Genomic DNA, 16,830 nt, shown 5'->3' with positions numbered 1-16,830 from the left:
ATTAAAGACGCTCTTGTAATCTGCATGCACATGAAAGACGAACATCGGAAAGCCGTATGAGGGAAAACCTCACGTACGGTTTGATGAGGAGGGGCTGAAAGTTTCAGCCCTTCACTCTAGCCACTTGTAGTGAGGGTATCTAAAAACATCTCGCAAGCAATGCGGTTTCATAAGAATATCATCTTCGCTTTGAATCGTTGTTCCGTTCTACTATAATGTTCGTATATTTTATATCCAATCAAGTCAGTTTTGTGTTCGTTCCTTACGAAAGCAATACATCGTGTAAAGAGGCATCCATAATGAAGAGGCAGTCAGCATATTGCGGCAGCCATGCAGAATCGTCGCGGAATATTTTTTCATAGCGGGGTGCTTATTTGTCATGTTGAGTGATGAAAGATATGAGGCTGCGGAATTGTCGGACGAAGCGAGGATCGTACCGCTGGGAGACGGAGCGCTCGTCGTTGAATGCGGAGACGCGATCACTTTAGATTCGCATAAGCGCGTAAGGCAATTATCCAATTACTTGGAGAGCCATCCGTTCGCCGGGATGACAGAATGCGTTCCGGCGTTTACCACGGTTACGATTTACTATGATGCCATGACGCTGATGGCGGAACATGCAGACAGCGTCGCTCCGGAAGACCGGGATTTTCCTTTTGCCATTGCGGTCTCGATCGTCGGCCGAATGGTACGGCAGCTGAAGGATCGCCCGGTCAAGCCCGCAAAGGTTGTGGACATTCCCGTATGCTACGGGGAAGACTTGGGCCCCGATCTGGACGTCGTTGCGGCACATAACGGCTTGTCGACCGAAGAAGTGATCGATATTCATACGGCCGCCGACTATCTCGTCTACATGCTTGGCTTTGCGCCGGGCTTTGCTTATTTGGGAGGCATGTCCGCACGAATCGCTGCGCCGAGGCGGCAAACGCCGAGATTGGCCATCCCGGCAGGTACCGTGGGCATTGCGGGCGAACAGACGGGGGTCTACCCGATTGTAACGCCTGGCGGCTGGCAATTGATCGGCAGGACGCCGACGCGGCTGTTTATCCCGGAGCAGATGCCGCCGACGCTTCTGAAGGCCGGAGACATTGTTCGGTTTTACCGAATCTCCCGAGGCGATTATGACCGGTGGGAGGAGCCGAAGCGATGAGTCTGCTGATTACGAAACCCGGACTTCTGACGACGGTTCAAGATATAGGAAGGTTCGGCGCGCAAAAGTATGGCGTTATCGTCGGCGGCGCGATGGATGCGGCAGCTTTGCGGATCGCCAATCTGCTGGTCGGCAACGACGAGGGCGAGGCCGGTCTGGAAATAACGATGCTAGGGCCGGAGATGATATTGGATCGCGCAATGACGATTTCGATTTGCGGCGGAGACTTGTCGCCGAAGCTTGACGGGGAGCCTGTTCCGATGTGGAGAACGGTGTTTGCGGCGAAAGGAAGCTGTCTGCAATTCGGTACATTGAAGCAAGGATGCCGGGCTTACTTAGCTGTGGGCGGCGGTCTCGATATTCCGGTTCAGATGGGCAGCCGGTCAACGTATTTGCGGGCGGGGATCGGCGGCTTCCAGGGCCGGGCTCTTCGAGCCGGAGATCGGATTCCGCTGCGGGTACCGTCCCATCGCAGCCGGAAATGGTTAGGCGCCATGGCGCTCGCATCAGGCGGAGCCCGCTTCGCGGCAAGCCGTTGGTCGGTCAGCCATGACCTCATCCCGCCGTATGCGGAGAGTCCGGCGACGATACAGGTGCTAGCGGGCCAGGAAATCCATTTGTTCCGGGAAGAGAGCGTGCACGCCTTCTTCAACGCAACCTACACCGTTCTCCCGCAATCGGACCGGATGGGATATCGATTAACGGGCGAGACGCTGGAGCTCAAAGAGAGGAAGGAAATGATTTCTTCCGCCGTTACGTTCGGAACCATTCAAGTGCCGTCCGACGGCAAACCGATTGTGCTGATGGCAGACCGTCAAACGACCGGCGGTTATCCCAAAATCGCTCAGGTGATTACGGCAGACCTGCCCCTGCTCTCCCAGGTTAATCTGGGAGGCCGCGTGCGGTTTTGTCTCGTCTCTTTGCGGGAAGCGCAAAAAGCATACGTGATGCGGGAGCAAGCGATTCAAACCCTACGATGCGGGTTGGAGCAAAGGATAGAGGAAATCGAGCTGTAACGGACTCGCTTATGCATGTCAGGATGGGTTCGGGTTCGCTATGGGCCATAAAGGAAAGAGGGGGAATCGAATATGCATGTTGTTGACTTGAATTGCGATATAGGGGAAAGCTTCGGGGCGTATAAGCTTGGCAGCGATTCCGACGTTCTGAAATATGTCACATCGGCCAATATCGCTTGCGGCTTTCATGCCGGAGATCCTGCGACCATGCGGCGAACGGTGAAGCTTGCGCTGGAGCACGGCGTAGCGATCGGCGCGCATCCCGGACTACAGGATCTGATTGGCTTCGGACGGAGGGATATGGATATTTCGCCGGAGGAGGCTTATGATCTGGTTGTTTATCAGATCGGTTCGTTATGGGGATTCGCACGGTCGGAAGGCGCGAAGCTCCAGCATGTGAAAGCGCACGGCTCGTTATATAACATGGCGGCTCGGAATGCGGCGCTGGCGGAAGCGATCGCCGAAGCGGTCTATCGCGTCGAGCCCGAGCTCATATTATTCGGGCTTGCCGGCAGCGAGCTGATCAAGGCCGGTAAAAAAGCGGGACTGCGAACGGCAAGCGAAGTGTTTTCCGACCGGACGTATCAGTCCGACGGCTCGCTCACCTTAAGAAGTCAGCCGGACTCGCTCATCACAGATGAGCGCAGATCGGTGGAGCAGGTGATTCGAATGGTTACGGAGGGCAAGGTGCTCTCCCAGCAGCATGTAGACATTCCGATTCAGGCGGATACCGTTTGTATTCATGGCGACGGCGCACACGCCGTACAATTTGCCGAGAGAATCCGGCGTTCTTTAGCGGAAGCGAGCATTGTCGTACAGCCGGTTGGCGCGACGCTGAAAGCATAGTCGGGATGAGAGGGGCGACAGCGCAAGAAAGCATTGCATCTGCAAAGCGACGTCCTGCTTATCGCAGTGGTTGCCGACCGGCGTTCAAAATGCACGTCTTCTAAGAATTCCGCGCAGTCCAGACCCCAGCCCGCGGCGCTGCGTTTCGTCATCGGGCACGGTCAACAACGCGGCACGATCGGACTAGCGAGCACGCGGATGAAGCCGCATTACGCACGAACGTGGGTGAATGCGAATGAAAGAAGGATGAGCCCCCCTGGCGGAAGCTCATCCTTCTTTCGTTTCAGTCCGATCTTGTTTCGACCGAACAGTTGATTTGTGCACTAGCCCATTTTTTCGCTATATGAGATAATTTGAAACATTTCACGTTCTTCCTGCGTCTTCCCTGTCAAAGGAGTTGAAGCGCATGAGATTTCACAGCATCGTACTTGCTCTCGCTTTGCTTTGCACCGCGGCGACGGTGGCATCATGCCAGCCGGAACACCGTCCCAAGGACTCTGCGGGGAGCGAAACGCCGAGCCGCAATGCAGCGGCCTTCAAGGCTCTGGATAAAGGGAATATTATAGCAAAAGACGGAAGCCGCTGGCTCATTACCGCATACGTCAATAAGAATGGCTCGCCTTCGATCGACGCCTATTGGTTTACGGTCAACGAGCAGACGCAGCTGCTCGGCCCGGGCGGTCAAAGCTTGCAGCCCGAGAACATCGCCGTCGGTGCGGAAGTGGAGGCTTGGCATACGGGGCCGGTGGCGGAATCGTATCCCGCACAGGCCGTTGCCGCCAAAATTGTCGTGCATGCAGACGCGCAACCGGCCCCGGCCGGCATGATCGGCCAAACGCAAGCCGTGCAGCAAGCGCTGCCGTCGTTATCCAAGCCGACCGCGGTCAAAGCTGTTAAATCGGCGTTGCTGGATGCCGTCAAGGGCATATGGACCATCGAGCTTATTCAGCATGAAGCGGCCGAGCAAGCCGTAACGGTGCAGATTGATGCCCGTACCGGTGAGCGTATCCAGACGCCGGTTGCGCAAAATGACGCCTTCCGCCTGTTTACGCCCGTTCCCGGCACGAAGGCCGGACCCGGATTTACGGTGGAAGGCGAAGCGCGCGTATTCGAAGCCGCCTTTAGCTGGACGCTGGAGGACGGACACAACATCTTGGCCGAAGGTCACGGGATGGCGGACCTGGGGGCCCCGGCGTGGGGACACTTCCGCTTCGACGTCACCTATGCGCAGGCTTCGCAGCCCAACCTGACGCTTATCTTGTTCGTTCACAGCGCCAAGGACGGGAGCGTCCAGCAGGAGCTGATCTTCCCTCTGCAAGCTCCCGAGGACCGTATCCGCTATTCCGCAGATGAAAACAAGTAATCCCGCTGCTCTAAAGGAGCGAAGCGGTTCAAGGCTGCCGTCAAAGTAAGTGGACGGCAGCCTTGTTCTATATCGGCGCGGCTTACGGTTGGCGGCAGCCTTGACAGCGCGCCCTGCGCTTACTCCCCGAAGACGGCAAGCTCGATCCGGCCAATACGCGCCGGGTCGGAGATCAGATCGACAGCGGCGATTTTGCCGTTCTTCACCGTAAATTGAAGAACGTACAGCAGTCGGCCGCGCGGAGCTACGATCGCTCCCGCGGAGCCGTTCACCCAAGCGGATTGCGCCGCGTTTGCGCGACCCGCAATTTGCTTGGCCAGCGCGGCGGCGCCGCGGGTGACGCGCGATGCCGCTGACTGACGGTCATCCCGGAGCATAACGTCCGGATCGAGCGCCGCGACTAACGCGTCAAAGTCTCCGGCATGCGCCGCGGCAAGAAACGCGTCAACCAGCTCCCGTTGACGGGCAAGGTCCGTACCGGACGCGGCTGTCTTCCCTTGAATTCGGCGGCGCGCCCGGCTGGCTAGCTGCCTTACGGCAACTTCGGATTTGCCCACAATCGGGGCAATATCGCTGAAAGGGAGGGCGAATATATCGTGCAGCACGAACGTGACCCGTTCGGCCGGATTCAGATGGTTAAGCACAACGAGCAGCGCGAGACCGACCTCATCGGCGAGCAGCGCTTCCTGCTCAGGGTTTGATCTGTCTTCTTGGCTGACGAACGCATCGGGCAAGTGCGCTTCGATCGATTCCTCGCGCCGAGATTTGCGCGACCGCAGCATATCGAGACAGATCCGCGAGATGACGGTGGTCAGCCATCCGGCCAAGTTCCCGACTTCCCGTGTATCCGAGCGGCTGAACCGCAGCCAGCACTCTTGCACCGCATCCTCCGCTTCGTTCAAAGCTCCCAGCATCCGATAAGCCACGGCTTGCAAGTGGTCGCGATGCGCTTCGAATTGCTCTGCAGACTCCATAAGCTCGCTCATCCTTCCCATTCCTTTTCATCTATCGTTAGCCCTCATCCTATTGACGAATGCCAAGCGGCCGATGTGACAAGCAGCATGCTTTTGCTCCCAGTAACATTCCATTCATTCGGCCTGTCACACTGCCGGCGTCCCGATTCGTCATTGTAGTATAGGGCCGAAACACCCGCCCCGATTCCAGCATGAGGAGTGTATTTAACGATGACGAAGAGCATGAACAACCTCGTAACGAGCTTACCCGAAGCGGCGCAAGCGCTGCAAGCGCTGGGCCAAGCCTTGTTCGCATCGGCCGAGCGCAGCGGCGTTCCGAAGCGTACGCTGTTCCTGGCGTATCTTCGCGCCAGTCAAATCAATGGCGACAGCGCTGGCGTGGAGCTTCATTCGCGCAATGCCATCGCGTCCGGCGAAACAACGGAGCGCCTGCTGGCTTTGCCGGTCTGGCGGGAAACGCCGCATTATACCGATGCGGAACGCGCAGCGCTGGCGCTCAGCGAGGCGGCTACCCGCTTAAGCGACCGAACCCATCCGCTGGCCGGCGGGATTTACGACGAGGCAGCCCGGCATTACGATGGGGAAGCGCTCGCCACGCTGATCGCCGGCATCGCCACCGCCAACCTGTGGAACCGCCTTAACGTAGCTAGCGGGCACACGGCAAACGCCGGGATCGGCTAGGCAGCGCTTTGCAGGCTGTATTCACAAATGACAGTAGAGGCAGGTATGAACATGTGGCAACCGTATTATATATTACCGCGCACCCACTCGATCACGAGCAATCGTATAGCATGGCGGTGGGACAACAATTTATACAAGCTTACCGCGAGGCAAACCAAGCGGACGAAGTGATTCATCTCGATTTGTATCAAATGGACATTCCGCAGCTGGATGCGGATATATTTAGCGGCTGGGGCAAGCGCGGAGCCGGTGTCCCCCATGAGCAGTGGAGTGCCGCTGAGAAGGCGAAAATACAACGCCTCGACGCGCTGGTAGACCAGTTTGCCGCCGCCGACAAATACGTATTCGTCAATCCGATCTGGAATTATTCCTACCCGCCCGTGATGAAAGCGTACATCGACTGCATCTGCATTGCCGGCAAAACGTTCCAATACATCCCGGGCCAAGGCCGAACCGGTTTGCTGACCGGTACAAAAGCGGTTCATATTCAAGCGAGCGGAAGCGTGCTGTCTCCAGGTTCGGCTGGTGAGGAGTTGGAAATGGGGCATCGCCATCTGAAAGTGATTATGGAATTTCTCGGTGTTCCCAGCTTCGAGGGCATTTTCGTAGAGGGCATGGCGGCCGCTCCGGATCAAGCATCGGCGATCCGAGACAAGGCGATGGAGCGCGCGAGAGAGATGGCGAGAAGTTTTTAGCAACATGCCGAAGTGCCGGGGGCTAGATACGCGTTTCATCGCTGAACCTTCGTAAAATATGCATACTTCTTCTTTAAATAAGCGAAGAACGGAATTCGCGCTTGTGACAAAATGAAGGGGAGAAGAAGGAACCATAGTCGACGAGGAGGCTGCGGCCAGATGAGCAAACTGACGCAAGAGGAAGTCGCTTTTTACAAAGAGAACGGATATTTGCTGTATCACAAACCGTTGTTTTCGCCGGAAAAGCTGCAAGGGCTGACGGAGCTGTTCGAGGAGCAGCTTGCGCAAAAAGGGAAGAAGCTGTCGGATGAGCTGGATACGCCTCATTTTCGCGAAGAGCGGCTGCTCGATTATTTGTTAAGCGAAGAAGTGCTGGATCTCGTCGAGCCGATCGTCGGTCCGAACATTGGGCTGTGGTCGAGCCATTTTATATGCAAGGACCCGTACATCGGCCGGGCAACGCCGTGGCATGAGGATTCGGCGTATTGGAAAGGACGGGTGAGCAGCTTCCACAACATCGTCACGGTATGGCTGGCGATTGATCCGAGCAACCGGGAAAACGGCTGCATGCGGGTCATTCCCGGGACGCACGCGAACGGCTTCTCGGAGTATGAGCCGGTAGACCGGTCCAGCAATTTATTCGGCTCGCGCATCAAGCAGGTGGACGAATCGAAGGCGGTATATTTTGAATTGAAGCGTGGCGAATGCTCACTGCATGATTCGCGGATCGTGCACGGCGCGGAGCCGAACAAAAGCCCTTATCGGCGGTGCGGCTACACGATGCGGTATTTCTCCACGGATATTCAGCTGAATCCGGAAAAAAACCAAAACTTCAAAGTATGGCTGGCGCGGGGAAAAGATTTGGCAGGCAATGCTTATGCCAATGTATAATAGAAGAAAAGCGGCACGGATTCCATAAGGCGCATCGGAGGTGGAGCGGTGAAGAAGAAGGAGCCGGTAAGACTGCTGAACGATCGTTACGTCGGATCGGCCTTCCCGCTGCAAATCTATTCGCAGGTGATCGATTCGCATTATGACGTGCACTGGCATGAGTTTTACGAGCTGTGCTATATATTGAAGGGCAAAGGCGTGAATGTCATTAACGGGCTGCCCGTATCGCTGCAGGAGGGGAGCTTGTTTTTGCTGACGCCGGCCGATTTCCACGAAATTTATTCGGTCGGGGATGCGGCGATGGCGCTGTACAACATCGTGTTTTCCGAGGAGCTGCTCACGAGCGAGCTGCGGTCTCTTCTGTTTGCCGGACAAACCGCTTATTCCGTACAGTTCGGCGGAGCGGGCGACGCGCCGGTGGAGCAGGAGTTTCGCCGGATCGAGGCGGAAATGGGCGTTCGAACGAGCGGTTACCCGATCGTGGTCAAAGGCTCGCTCGAGCGGATTCTGGTGGAAATGTTCCGCAAGTCGAACGCAGCCCCGCGAGAACGGGAGCGCGACACGTCGCAGCAGGCTTCATCGATCAGAAGAGCGATGATGTATATGCAGCATCATTTTCGCGAGGAGCTGAAGCTGGAGGACGCGGCGCGGGAAGCTCAGATGGCGCCGAATTATTTTAGCGCGTGCTTCAAAAAAACGGCGGGCATCTCCTTCCAGCATTATTTGCAGGAGCTGCGCATTTCGTTTGCCGGCTCCTTGCTGCGCGCTTCGGCCCTGCCGGTGACCGACATTTGTTTGGCGTCTGGATTTCAGACGCTGTCGCATTTTGAGCGGGTGTTTAAGCAAAAGCATGGCAAGTCTCCGAAAGCCTACAGGCAATCGATGGAGCAGGCGGCAATCCGATGAAGCGGGCGCCGAGTCGGTCAAGGCTGACGCAAAGGTGTTATCGAGCAAGCAAGCAGACGGCGTAACCGCCGGCAGGAGGGCGTTTCTATGGAAGCATTGCGTGTCAAATGGGCACGATGGTTAACCGGCGGGGAGCGGGCGGATTCCGTCGGCCCTGAGCCCGAAGCGGCAAGCCGGATCGAGCAGTTGACCGACCAAGCGCGGAGCTGCTGGGAAAGCATGGAGACCGACGCGAACCGGACCTGTCTGTGGAGCGATGCGGCAAGCGTTACGGATTCGGGCGCGCTGACGACGAATTACGGCAGGTTGTTCCAAATGGCAATCGCTTTCAAGACAGCGGGCTCACAGCTAGAGGGCTGTGCGGCATTGGAACGGGACATAAGGGATGGGCTCGACTGGATGCTGGCGAACCGGTACAACCGGGACGTTGCGGCTTACAGCAACTGGTGGCATTGGGAGATCGGGGCGCCGCTGGCATTGACGGATACGGTGCTGCTGATGCGGGAGCATCTGTCCAAAGGGCAAATCGCTGCTTATATGGATGCCGTCGACCGGTTCGCACCCGACCCGGAGACGTACCTGGTCTCCCGCTGGCCGGCCAAACCGTCTACGGGCGCGAACCGGGTATGGATCTGTAAGGTAATCGCGATCCGCTCGATTATACTCGAAGACGAAGCAATGCTGCGGAAGGTCCGCGACGCTTTAAGTCCGCTTTTCGCGTATGCTGACGCAGGGGACGGATTTTACCCGGATGGCTCGTTCATCCAGCATGATTCCCACCCGTACACGGGAGGCTATGGCAAATCGCTGCTCGCCGAGCTGGTGCCGCTGCTGCATTTGCTCGAAGGGACTGATTATGAAGTAAACGATCCGCACAAGCCGCGGATGTACGACTGGGTGTACCAGGCGTTCGCGCCGCTCATGTTCCGCGGATCGCTCATGGATATGGCGAGCGGCCGCGAGGTTTCGCGCGATGCAACGCAGAACCACGAATCGGGACATACCGTCATCGGCGCGGTGCTGGCGCTGTCGGCCTTTGCTCCGCAGCCGCATGCGGACCGGCTGAAGCGCATGGCGAAGGCGTGGATCTTGGCCGATACGGCGAAGCCGTTCCAGCGGCACGCCTCGCTTTACTTGATCGGGCTCGCGTCCGAGCTGCTGCGCGACGAGCGGATCGAGCCGCAGGAAGAACAGGCGGCGTACAAACTGTATGCCCATATGGACAGAGCGGTTTACCGCCGGCCGGGCTTCGCTTTGGGCATCAGCATGTATTCAAAGCGGGTGTCGACGTACGAATCGATCAACGGGGAGCATTTGCACGGCTGGTATACGGCTCACGGACACACCTCGCTGTATGACGGCGACCTGACGCAATATGCGGACGGCTATTGGCCGACGGTGGATCCGTACCGGCTGGCAGGCACGACGGTGACGAACAAGCACAGGGCGGCCGGGTTCGGCCATCGCTTCCTCAGCGGCGAAAGCTGGGTGGGCGGCGTAGAGCTGCTCGGCCGTTACGGCACCGCAGGGATGATGCTGGAAGATTACCCGGCGGAGGAGGGCCGCGCTCCGCTGCGCGCGCGCAAATCGTGGTTTCTGTTCGACGGCGAAGCGGTTGCGCTCGGCACGGATATATCGGCCGAGGAGCCGGTGCAGGTCGAGACGGTGGTGGATAACCGCAAGCTGAACGCAGAAGGCGCGAACCGTCTGATCGTGAACGGGGAGCGGATGGCAAGCTCCACGGGCTGGTCCGGCGAGCTGGCGGCTGATTGGATGCATCTGGAGGGCAATGCGGCGGGGACGGGAATCGGCTATTATTTCCCGGAAGCGGCAGCGGTACAGGCGAAGCGCGAGCGAAGAACCGGCCGCTGGAGCGATATTGGAAGCGGGCCGAGTCAGGATCTTGCAAGGCATTACATATCGTTCGGGCTGAACCACGGCTCCGCTCCGAACGGGGCACGCTACGCATACGTACTGCTGCCCGGCGCCGGCGCGGCGGAGACGGAACGCTATGCGCGCTGCCCGAAGGTGAAGATCGTCGCGCACAGCTCGGCGGTGCATGCGGTCTCCCACGGGCCGTCTGGGATCGTCGGCGCGAATTTCTGGACGGACGACACGGCGACAGCCGGCTGTCTCACCTGCACGGGAAAAGCCGCGGTTATGGTGCGAACGGATGCCGACACGATCGAGATCGCGGTCAGCGACCCGACGCACGAGAATGACGGAGCGATTGTGCTGGAAATCGCGGTGGAAGCAGGGGACATCATCGAGGCGGACCCTCGCATCGAAGCGGTCCGGCTGCAGCCGACCGTGTTGCTGAAATTTCATGCCGGCGATGCCCGCGGCGGCACGTCCGTCATTCGACTGCGGAGGGCAGCAGCCGGGGATATAGACGGCACCGCGAGAGCGGAGTGACATAAGCGTAAGCGCTGCGCGGCGGAGCGGCAATGCCGTGGTCGTCTCGCAGCAGCGCGATTGGCTCGGAAGAAGAACCGGAGAACGGCGTTGACATGTGACCTACGCGCTTCGATTCCGCTTATAGTCAAGCCGACCCCGTCAGACGATCCGTTCCGAGTGCTATATTTGAGGAAGTTCACAGCAAAAAGCGACCCTCTGACCGCCGAGGCGGAAAAGGGTCGCTTTTGTCATAAGAGTCAACTTAATACACGTCGCGCTGGTAACGCCCTTGCTCCTGCATAGCGCTCAAGTAGGCTTCGGCGGCTTCGCGAGTCATCGCACCTTCTTGTTCGATGATGTCGATCAGCGTATTATGAACGTCTTTCGCCATATACTGCTTATCGCCGCAGACGTAGAAGTATGCGCCGCTATTCAGCCATGCGAACAGTTCTTTACTGCTCTCAAGCATCTTATGCTGTACATACACTTTGGCCGCCGAATCGCGGGAGAAGGCGGCGTCTAATCTTGTCAGAGCGCCCTTCTTTTGATAAGCTTCCAGCTCGTCTTGGTACAAGAAATCCGTCGCCGCATGCTGATCTCCGAAGAACAGCCACGATTTGCCGGTTGCTCCGCTTACCGCACGCTCTTGAATAAACGAACGGAATGGCGCGATGCCTGTTCCCGGACCGACCATAATAATATCTTGATCTGTCGATTCCGGCAGATTAAAGTGTTTGTTCTGTTGAATGAAGACGGGGAGCGTATCGCCTTCCGGCAAACGCTCGGCGCATAAGACGGAGCAGACGCCTTTGCGCTCGCGACCGTGAGTGATATAGCGAACGGCGCCGATGGTCAAGTGCACTTCCTCCGGGTTCGCGGCAATGCTGCTGGCGATGGAATACAGCCGCGGCGGCATTTTTCTCAGCAAGGAGACGATGTCTTGGCCGGAAGCCTTCCACGGGCCGAAATCCTGCAGCAAATCAAGCAAATCGCGTCCGTCGACATATGCCTTCAGTTGGTCGATGTTTTCAGCCGCTACAAGCTTGTGCAGCTCCTCATTGTCTGAAAACTCGGCGGCTTGCTGAACGATCTTTCTCGACAGCAGCGTAATCTCGAAGTACGTTGCCAGCGCTTCTTGCAAGGGAAGCGTATCGCCCTGTTTATTAATGATAACGGGCTGGTCCGCATCCCATTTCATGACCTCAATCAAGGAAGCTACAAGTTGGGGATCATTTGCGGGAATAATCCCGAGGCAATCGCCCGGCACGTAGGAGAGCCCCGATCCTTGTAACGAAAGCTCAATATGTCTCGTTTCTTTTTGTGAACCGGCCCCGTTTAAGTTTACGTTTTTAAGCACTTTCGCTTGGAATGGATTTGTTCTTGAATAAGTTGTCGGCATCGCAGCTGAAGATTGCATAATTCACCTCGAAAAAATTGTTTTATTATGTAGAATAGCACAATATTAGTGAAACAGATATGTCATTTCTCGCACAATTTCTATTATTAACATTTATTCATTCTATAGACTCTTTGCCACTTTCAGTTGGAAAAATATGTGGGTTGAAATGAAACAATGTTCATGTCAAACGTCGTCTCCGTATACAAGGGCGATCCGGGAATGCGCTTGCCGGATTGTGTGAAAGCCGTTGCACCCATAGACTTTATAAAACCGCCCCGCTGAAGGAATATGCTCCTCGGCGGGGCCGGTTTTCATGATGTGCCGATGGAGCGAAGCGGACTGCCCTTAACGAACGGTATCGCCAGCGAAGGACAGCCCGAATGCGCGGCCCGTTGCTAGTACGCGCCGAACTGGGCTTGGTGCAGGCGGGAGTAGGCGCCTCCGGCGGTTACCAATTCCTTGTGCGTGCCGTCTTCGACGACGCCCTGCTCATTGACGACGACAATGCGGTCCGCATGCTTAATCGTAGCCAGCCTGTGCGCGATGATGAGCGTGGTGCGCCCTTTCGAGAGCTCGGCGAGCGATTGCTGAATCGCCAGCTCGGTTTCCGTATCGAGCGCCGACGTAGCTTCGTCCAGGATCAGAATCGGCGGGTTTTTGAGGAACATGCGCGCGATGGCCAGACGCTGCTTTTGCCCGCCGGACAGCTTGACGCCGCGTTCGCCGATGACCGTATCCAGCCCTTCCGGCAGCGACCGGATGAACTGATCCAGCTTCGCCCGGCGTGCGGCTTCCCAGATTTCCGCTTCTGAGGCCTCCAGCTTGCCGTAGGCGATGTTCTCGCGGATCGTGCCTCCGAACAGGAACACGTCCTGTTGAACGATGCCGATTTGCTTGCGCAGCGAGGACAGCTTCATGTCGCGAATGTCGATGCCGTCGATCGTAATTCGGCCTGATTGGACTTCGTAAAAGCGCGGCAGCAGCGAACAGAGCGTCGTCTTGCCTGCGCCCGAAGGCCCGACGAAGGCGATCGTTTCGCCTGCGCGAATGGACAGGTCGATCCCGTTCAGCACATTCGCCTGATCGCCGTAACCGAAGCCTACGCCGCTGTAGCGAATTTCTCCGCGCAGCGTGCCGGGCTCGACGGCGTTGGGTGCGTCGGTAATGTCCGGCGCGAGATCGAGCAGCTCCGTATAGCGCTTGAAGCCGGCCGCGCCTTTCGGGTAGCTCTCGATGACGGTGTTGATTTTTTGAATTGGTCCAAGGAACACGTTGGTCAGCAGGACGAAGCCGATGAACTGCCCGTACGACATATTGTCGTTGAGCACGAACCACGTGCCGCAAATCAGCACGAACAGCGAGACGAGCCGCATCAGCATGTAGCTGACCGACGTATTCCAAGCCATAATTTTGTAGGCAATCAGTTTCGTCAAACGGAAGCGCCCGTTGTTGACCGCGAACAGCGCCTTCTCATGCTCTTCGTTGGAGAAAGCTTGAACTACGCGGATGCCGCCTACGTTGTCTTCCACCCGTGCGTTGAAATCGGCGATATCCGAGAACATGCGGCGGAACGCATGCGACATCTTTTTATTGAAGTAGCCCGCGAAGAAGATCAGGAAAGGCACGACCGCGAACGTGATGAGCGCGAGCTTCCAGTTGATTCCGAGCATCAGCGCGAAGGCGCCGACCAGCGTCATGCAGGCGATGAACAAGTCTTCGGGCCCGTGGTGCGCCACTTCGCCGATTTCCATCAGATCGCTCGTCATCCGGGAAAGCAGGTGGCCCGTCTTCTGGTTGTCGAAGAAGCGGAATGACAGCTTCTGCACATGATCGAACAGCTTTTTGCGCATATCGGTCTCGATATTAATGCCCAGCATATGCCCCCAGTACGTGACGACAAAGTTCAGGAACGTGTTGATCGCATAAATCGCCAGCAGCCCGGCGCATGCCCATACGATGAGCGTCCAGTTGTGGCTCGGCAGCAGATCGTCCACCACCCGGTTAACGGCCAGCGGAAATCCAAGCTCGAGCAGCGCCGCGATCACGGCGCAGGAGAAATCGAGCATGAACAATCCTTTATACGGTCTGTAATAGCTGAAAAAACGGCGAAGCAAGAAGCATCACATCCTTATCGACAACAATTTCATAAGCATCCGGCTTGTATAAATCATTAATGATTCCATATTTGAGTCAGCTCGTCAATTGTAAATTTGCGGCCTGGCGGATGGGAAGCGCTCCATTCGATCGATTTCTCGGAGAGCGTCACCTTGCCTCCTTTGACGGCGCGCATTTGCTTCCATACTTCGTTTTTCTCCAGCTCCGCGAACGATTCCTTCGAGGTCCAGTACAGCAGGATTCGGTCGGGATCGGTTGAGGCGAGCCCTTCCATGGAGATGGATTCGGCTTTCCCGTTGCTTACGATCGGATAAGCGGGTGTTGCGCCGAGCTCCTGGAAGATCAGATTCGCGATCGGACTGTCGTCATGCTGCCAGATGGATTTGCCGTTGACTTCGATGACGGCCACCTTCTCTTTGCCGAGCGTTTGGGCGAGACGGTTTTTCGCCTGCGCGGCATATTCCTTCGATTCGCGGATTTGGGTGTCGGCGAGCGATTCCTTCCCGAAGATGGCGGCTATGTCGCGGTGAGCGGATTCAAAGTCGGAATATTTAGTGATGACGATGGTTGGCGCGATCTTGTTGAGCTGCTCGTAAGCGGCTGTATACATCGGAGAATTGCCGATAATGATCACGTCGGGCTTCTGCTCGATGAGCAGCTCGTAGTTGATCGGATTCGCCCTTCCGATATGCTTCGTTTGCTTTAAAGAATCGATCAGGTAGGAGGGAAGGCCTTGCTCGTTCTTGTACCAGGTCGGATTGTCGGTCATAGCGACAGGGATGACGCCGAGCGAGACGGCGTTGCCCGCCATATAAAATTCGCCCCAGATGATAACCGGACGCTCGGGCATTTTTTCGATGACGGTTTTACCGAGCGCATGCGTAATGGTGCGCGGGTATTGAGGTTTATCGCCTGTAGGGGCCGCGGCCGAAGGCTTATCCGGCGTTGCCGCCGTACCGGACGGCGTCTGCCCGCAGCCTGCAAGCAGCGCAATCGCGAAGGCGAGCAAGAGGTACACAGCGAGTTTTGACTTCAAGGTAAACATGGAATCCTCCTTAGGTTGGCATACAGCACTATGTAAATGATAATGATTTTCATTCTCGAACATTATAGACGGCGATGGCGCCATTTGTCTACCCAAAAAAATGAACCGGCATACGATGCAAGCTGTGAGGGAACAGGCAGTCCCCGCGATCCGGATCCAAGACATGAAACCATACGATCGACGGGCAGCAAGCTCACGGATATCGATGAAATGGGCAGGCCGCTGCTGCGCGTACTGACATGATCCCATTGGCGGGTGTCGGATTCATGGCCGATGCCGCTTGACATAAATGGAGCGGCATGCTAGTTTTTTTGTTGATCATGATAATCATTATCATTTATAATAATCTCATTAGAAAGATGGAGGAGCTTATGCTGTCGTTACGAAAATACCGGATGATCGGCGCCGCCTTACTCATCGCTTGCCTGCTGTGCCTCCTTGCTGCTTGCGGTACGAATCAAACGGCCGGCGAAGCGAAGAAAAGCGACGTCATTACATACGAGGGGGCGAAAGGGCCCGTACAGCTTCCGGCGAATCCGAAGCGGGTCGTCGTAACGGTGCAAGACTATGTGGGCGACGTGCTGGCTTTGGGCGTGAAGCCGGTGGGCGCCGCAGGGTGGGTGTTTCAAACGCCTTACCACCAAAGCTTGGTGAGCGGAGCCGAGAACGTGGGAGACATGACGGGCATCTCCTACGAGAAAATATTGAGCCTGAATCCTGATGTCATTATTACGTATCAGGAGGATACGTACGAGAAGCTGTCGCAGATCGCTCCCACCGTACTGATTCCGTACGGCAAATATAACTACCGGGACCGTCTGCTCGAAATCGGCAAAGCGCTCAACAAGACGAATGAAGCGAAGCAGTGGCTCAGCCGGTTCGATCAGAAAATGCAGGAGAAGAAAATACAGCTGCTGAAAACCGTCAAGCCGGACGCCAAAATCGCCATCGTCGAAATTACTCCGAAGGAATTGTTCATCTACGGAAAATCGTTCGGCAGAGGCGGCGACATCGTCTATAACGGACTTGGCTTGCGCGCTCCCGCGAAGGTGGAGCAGGACGCTTTCCCGCAAGGCTGGGCCAAAATTTCGCTGGAGGCGATTCCCGACTATCTCGGGCAGGCCGACCAGCTGTTCCTCGGCGTACGCGACGCGGCGGTCGGCACCGGCGCCGGGGAAGCCGAAAAGCGCAAATCGGAAGTGACGTCTCTGGCTGTGTGGAACAACTTGCCTGCCGTGAAGGCGGGGCGGGTCCACGAATACAGCGTACAGTCGTTTTACTTCAACGACCCGATCGCACTGGATCAGCAGCTGGACTTCATAGTGGACCGTCTGACGAAATGAGATTGAAGA

General features: G+C 56.8%; 13 protein-coding genes and 1 pseudogene. 10 read left to right on the top strand and 4 right to left on the bottom strand.

Translation table 11 applies throughout. From position 1 onward, the window contains the following. The first annotated feature begins 379 nt into the window (after nucleotides 1-379). From pxpB to KXG62_RS12940, 4 genes are all read left to right on the top strand, one after another. On the top strand, nucleotides 380-1,150 hold the full coding sequence (gene pxpB, locus KXG62_RS12955; protein ID WP_281426777.1) for a 5-oxoprolinase subunit PxpB: 771 nt from the start codon (nucleotides 380-382) through the stop codon (nucleotides 1,148-1,150). Continuing rightward, nucleotides 1,147-2,166: a 5-oxoprolinase subunit C family protein gene (locus KXG62_RS12950; protein ID WP_281426776.1), complete on the top strand. Its 1,020-nt coding sequence runs from the start codon at nucleotides 1,147-1,149 to the stop codon at nucleotides 2,164-2,166. The genes pxpB and KXG62_RS12950 overlap by 4 nt, the downstream gene beginning before the upstream one ends. Before the next feature lie 72 nt (nucleotides 2,167-2,238). Further along, nucleotides 2,239-3,012 carry a LamB/YcsF family protein gene (locus KXG62_RS12945; protein WP_218092389.1) on the top strand — a complete coding sequence of 258 codons (774 nt, stop codon included), beginning with the start codon at nucleotides 2,239-2,241 and terminating at the stop codon, nucleotides 3,010-3,012. A gap of 406 nt (nucleotides 3,013-3,418) precedes the next feature. After that, complete coding sequence (locus KXG62_RS12940; protein ID WP_218092388.1) at nucleotides 3,419-4,375, top strand: Gmad2 immunoglobulin-like domain-containing protein; 957 nt, start codon at nucleotides 3,419-3,421, stop codon at nucleotides 4,373-4,375. 119 nt (nucleotides 4,376-4,494) lie between these two features. On the opposite strand, the gene KXG62_RS12935 is transcribed toward KXG62_RS12940, so the two are convergent. Continuing rightward, nucleotides 4,495-5,361 (bottom strand): sigma-70 family RNA polymerase sigma factor, encoded by an 867-nt coding sequence (locus KXG62_RS12935; RefSeq protein WP_218092387.1) that lies wholly within the window; start codon nucleotides 5,359-5,361, stop codon nucleotides 4,495-4,497. A 198-nt stretch (nucleotides 5,362-5,559) separates the two neighbouring features. Here KXG62_RS12935 and KXG62_RS12930 point away from each other — a divergent pair, with 198 nt between their 5' ends. From KXG62_RS12930 to KXG62_RS12910, 5 genes are all read left to right on the top strand, one after another. Beyond that, nucleotides 5,560-6,030, top strand: a complete 471-nt coding sequence (locus KXG62_RS12930) for a carboxymuconolactone decarboxylase family protein (RefSeq protein ID WP_218092386.1) — start codon at nucleotides 5,560-5,562, stop codon at nucleotides 6,028-6,030. Nucleotides 6,031-6,083: 53 nt separating this feature from the next. After that, nucleotides 6,084-6,725, top strand: coding sequence for an NAD(P)H-dependent oxidoreductase (locus KXG62_RS12925; protein WP_218092385.1), 642 nt, complete (start codon nucleotides 6,084-6,086; stop codon nucleotides 6,723-6,725). A 159-nt stretch (nucleotides 6,726-6,884) separates the two neighbouring features. Continuing rightward, complete coding sequence (locus tag KXG62_RS12920) at nucleotides 6,885-7,616, top strand: phytanoyl-CoA dioxygenase family protein (protein ID WP_218092384.1); 732 nt, start codon at nucleotides 6,885-6,887, stop codon at nucleotides 7,614-7,616. 48 nt (nucleotides 7,617-7,664) lie between these two features. Continuing rightward, complete coding sequence (locus KXG62_RS12915) at nucleotides 7,665-8,522, top strand: AraC family transcriptional regulator (RefSeq protein ID WP_218092383.1); 858 nt, start codon at nucleotides 7,665-7,667, stop codon at nucleotides 8,520-8,522. A gap of 87 nt (nucleotides 8,523-8,609) precedes the next feature. Continuing rightward, nucleotides 8,610-10,937, top strand: a complete 2,328-nt coding sequence (locus KXG62_RS12910) for a polysaccharide lyase 8 family protein (protein ID WP_218092382.1) — start codon at nucleotides 8,610-8,612, stop codon at nucleotides 10,935-10,937. Between the two features lie 244 nt (nucleotides 10,938-11,181). Here KXG62_RS12910 and KXG62_RS12905 read toward each other — a convergent pair. The 3 genes and pseudogenes from KXG62_RS12905 to KXG62_RS12895 form a co-directional block, all read right to left on the bottom strand. Next, nucleotides 11,182-12,333 (bottom strand): annotated as a pseudogene (locus tag KXG62_RS12905) (sulfite reductase subunit alpha); the annotation flags it as partial. A gap of 380 nt (nucleotides 12,334-12,713) precedes the next feature. Further along, nucleotides 12,714-14,432 carry an ABC transporter ATP-binding protein gene (locus tag KXG62_RS12900; RefSeq protein ID WP_218092380.1) on the bottom strand — a complete coding sequence of 573 codons (1,719 nt, stop codon included), beginning with the start codon at nucleotides 14,430-14,432 and terminating at the stop codon, nucleotides 12,714-12,716. Between the two features lie 56 nt (nucleotides 14,433-14,488). After that, nucleotides 14,489-15,478 (bottom strand): ABC transporter substrate-binding protein, encoded by a 990-nt coding sequence (locus KXG62_RS12895; protein WP_218092379.1) that lies wholly within the window; start codon nucleotides 15,476-15,478, stop codon nucleotides 14,489-14,491. A gap of 371 nt (nucleotides 15,479-15,849) precedes the next feature. On the opposite strand from KXG62_RS12895, the gene KXG62_RS12890 reads away from it, so the two are divergent. Beyond that, nucleotides 15,850-16,821, top strand: coding sequence for an iron-hydroxamate ABC transporter substrate-binding protein (locus tag KXG62_RS12890; RefSeq protein ID WP_218092378.1), 972 nt, complete (start codon nucleotides 15,850-15,852; stop codon nucleotides 16,819-16,821). Nucleotides 16,822-16,830: the final 9 nt, after the last annotated feature.

Origin of the sequence: Paenibacillus solanacearum (genome assembly GCF_910593845.1) — a bacterium.
Taxonomy (GTDB): Bacteria; Bacillota; Bacilli; order Paenibacillales; family NBRC-103111; genus Paenibacillus_G; species Paenibacillus_G solanacearum.
Note: the sequence above shows the minus strand (reverse complement) of the source record. Positions and strands in the feature narration are given on the sequence as shown.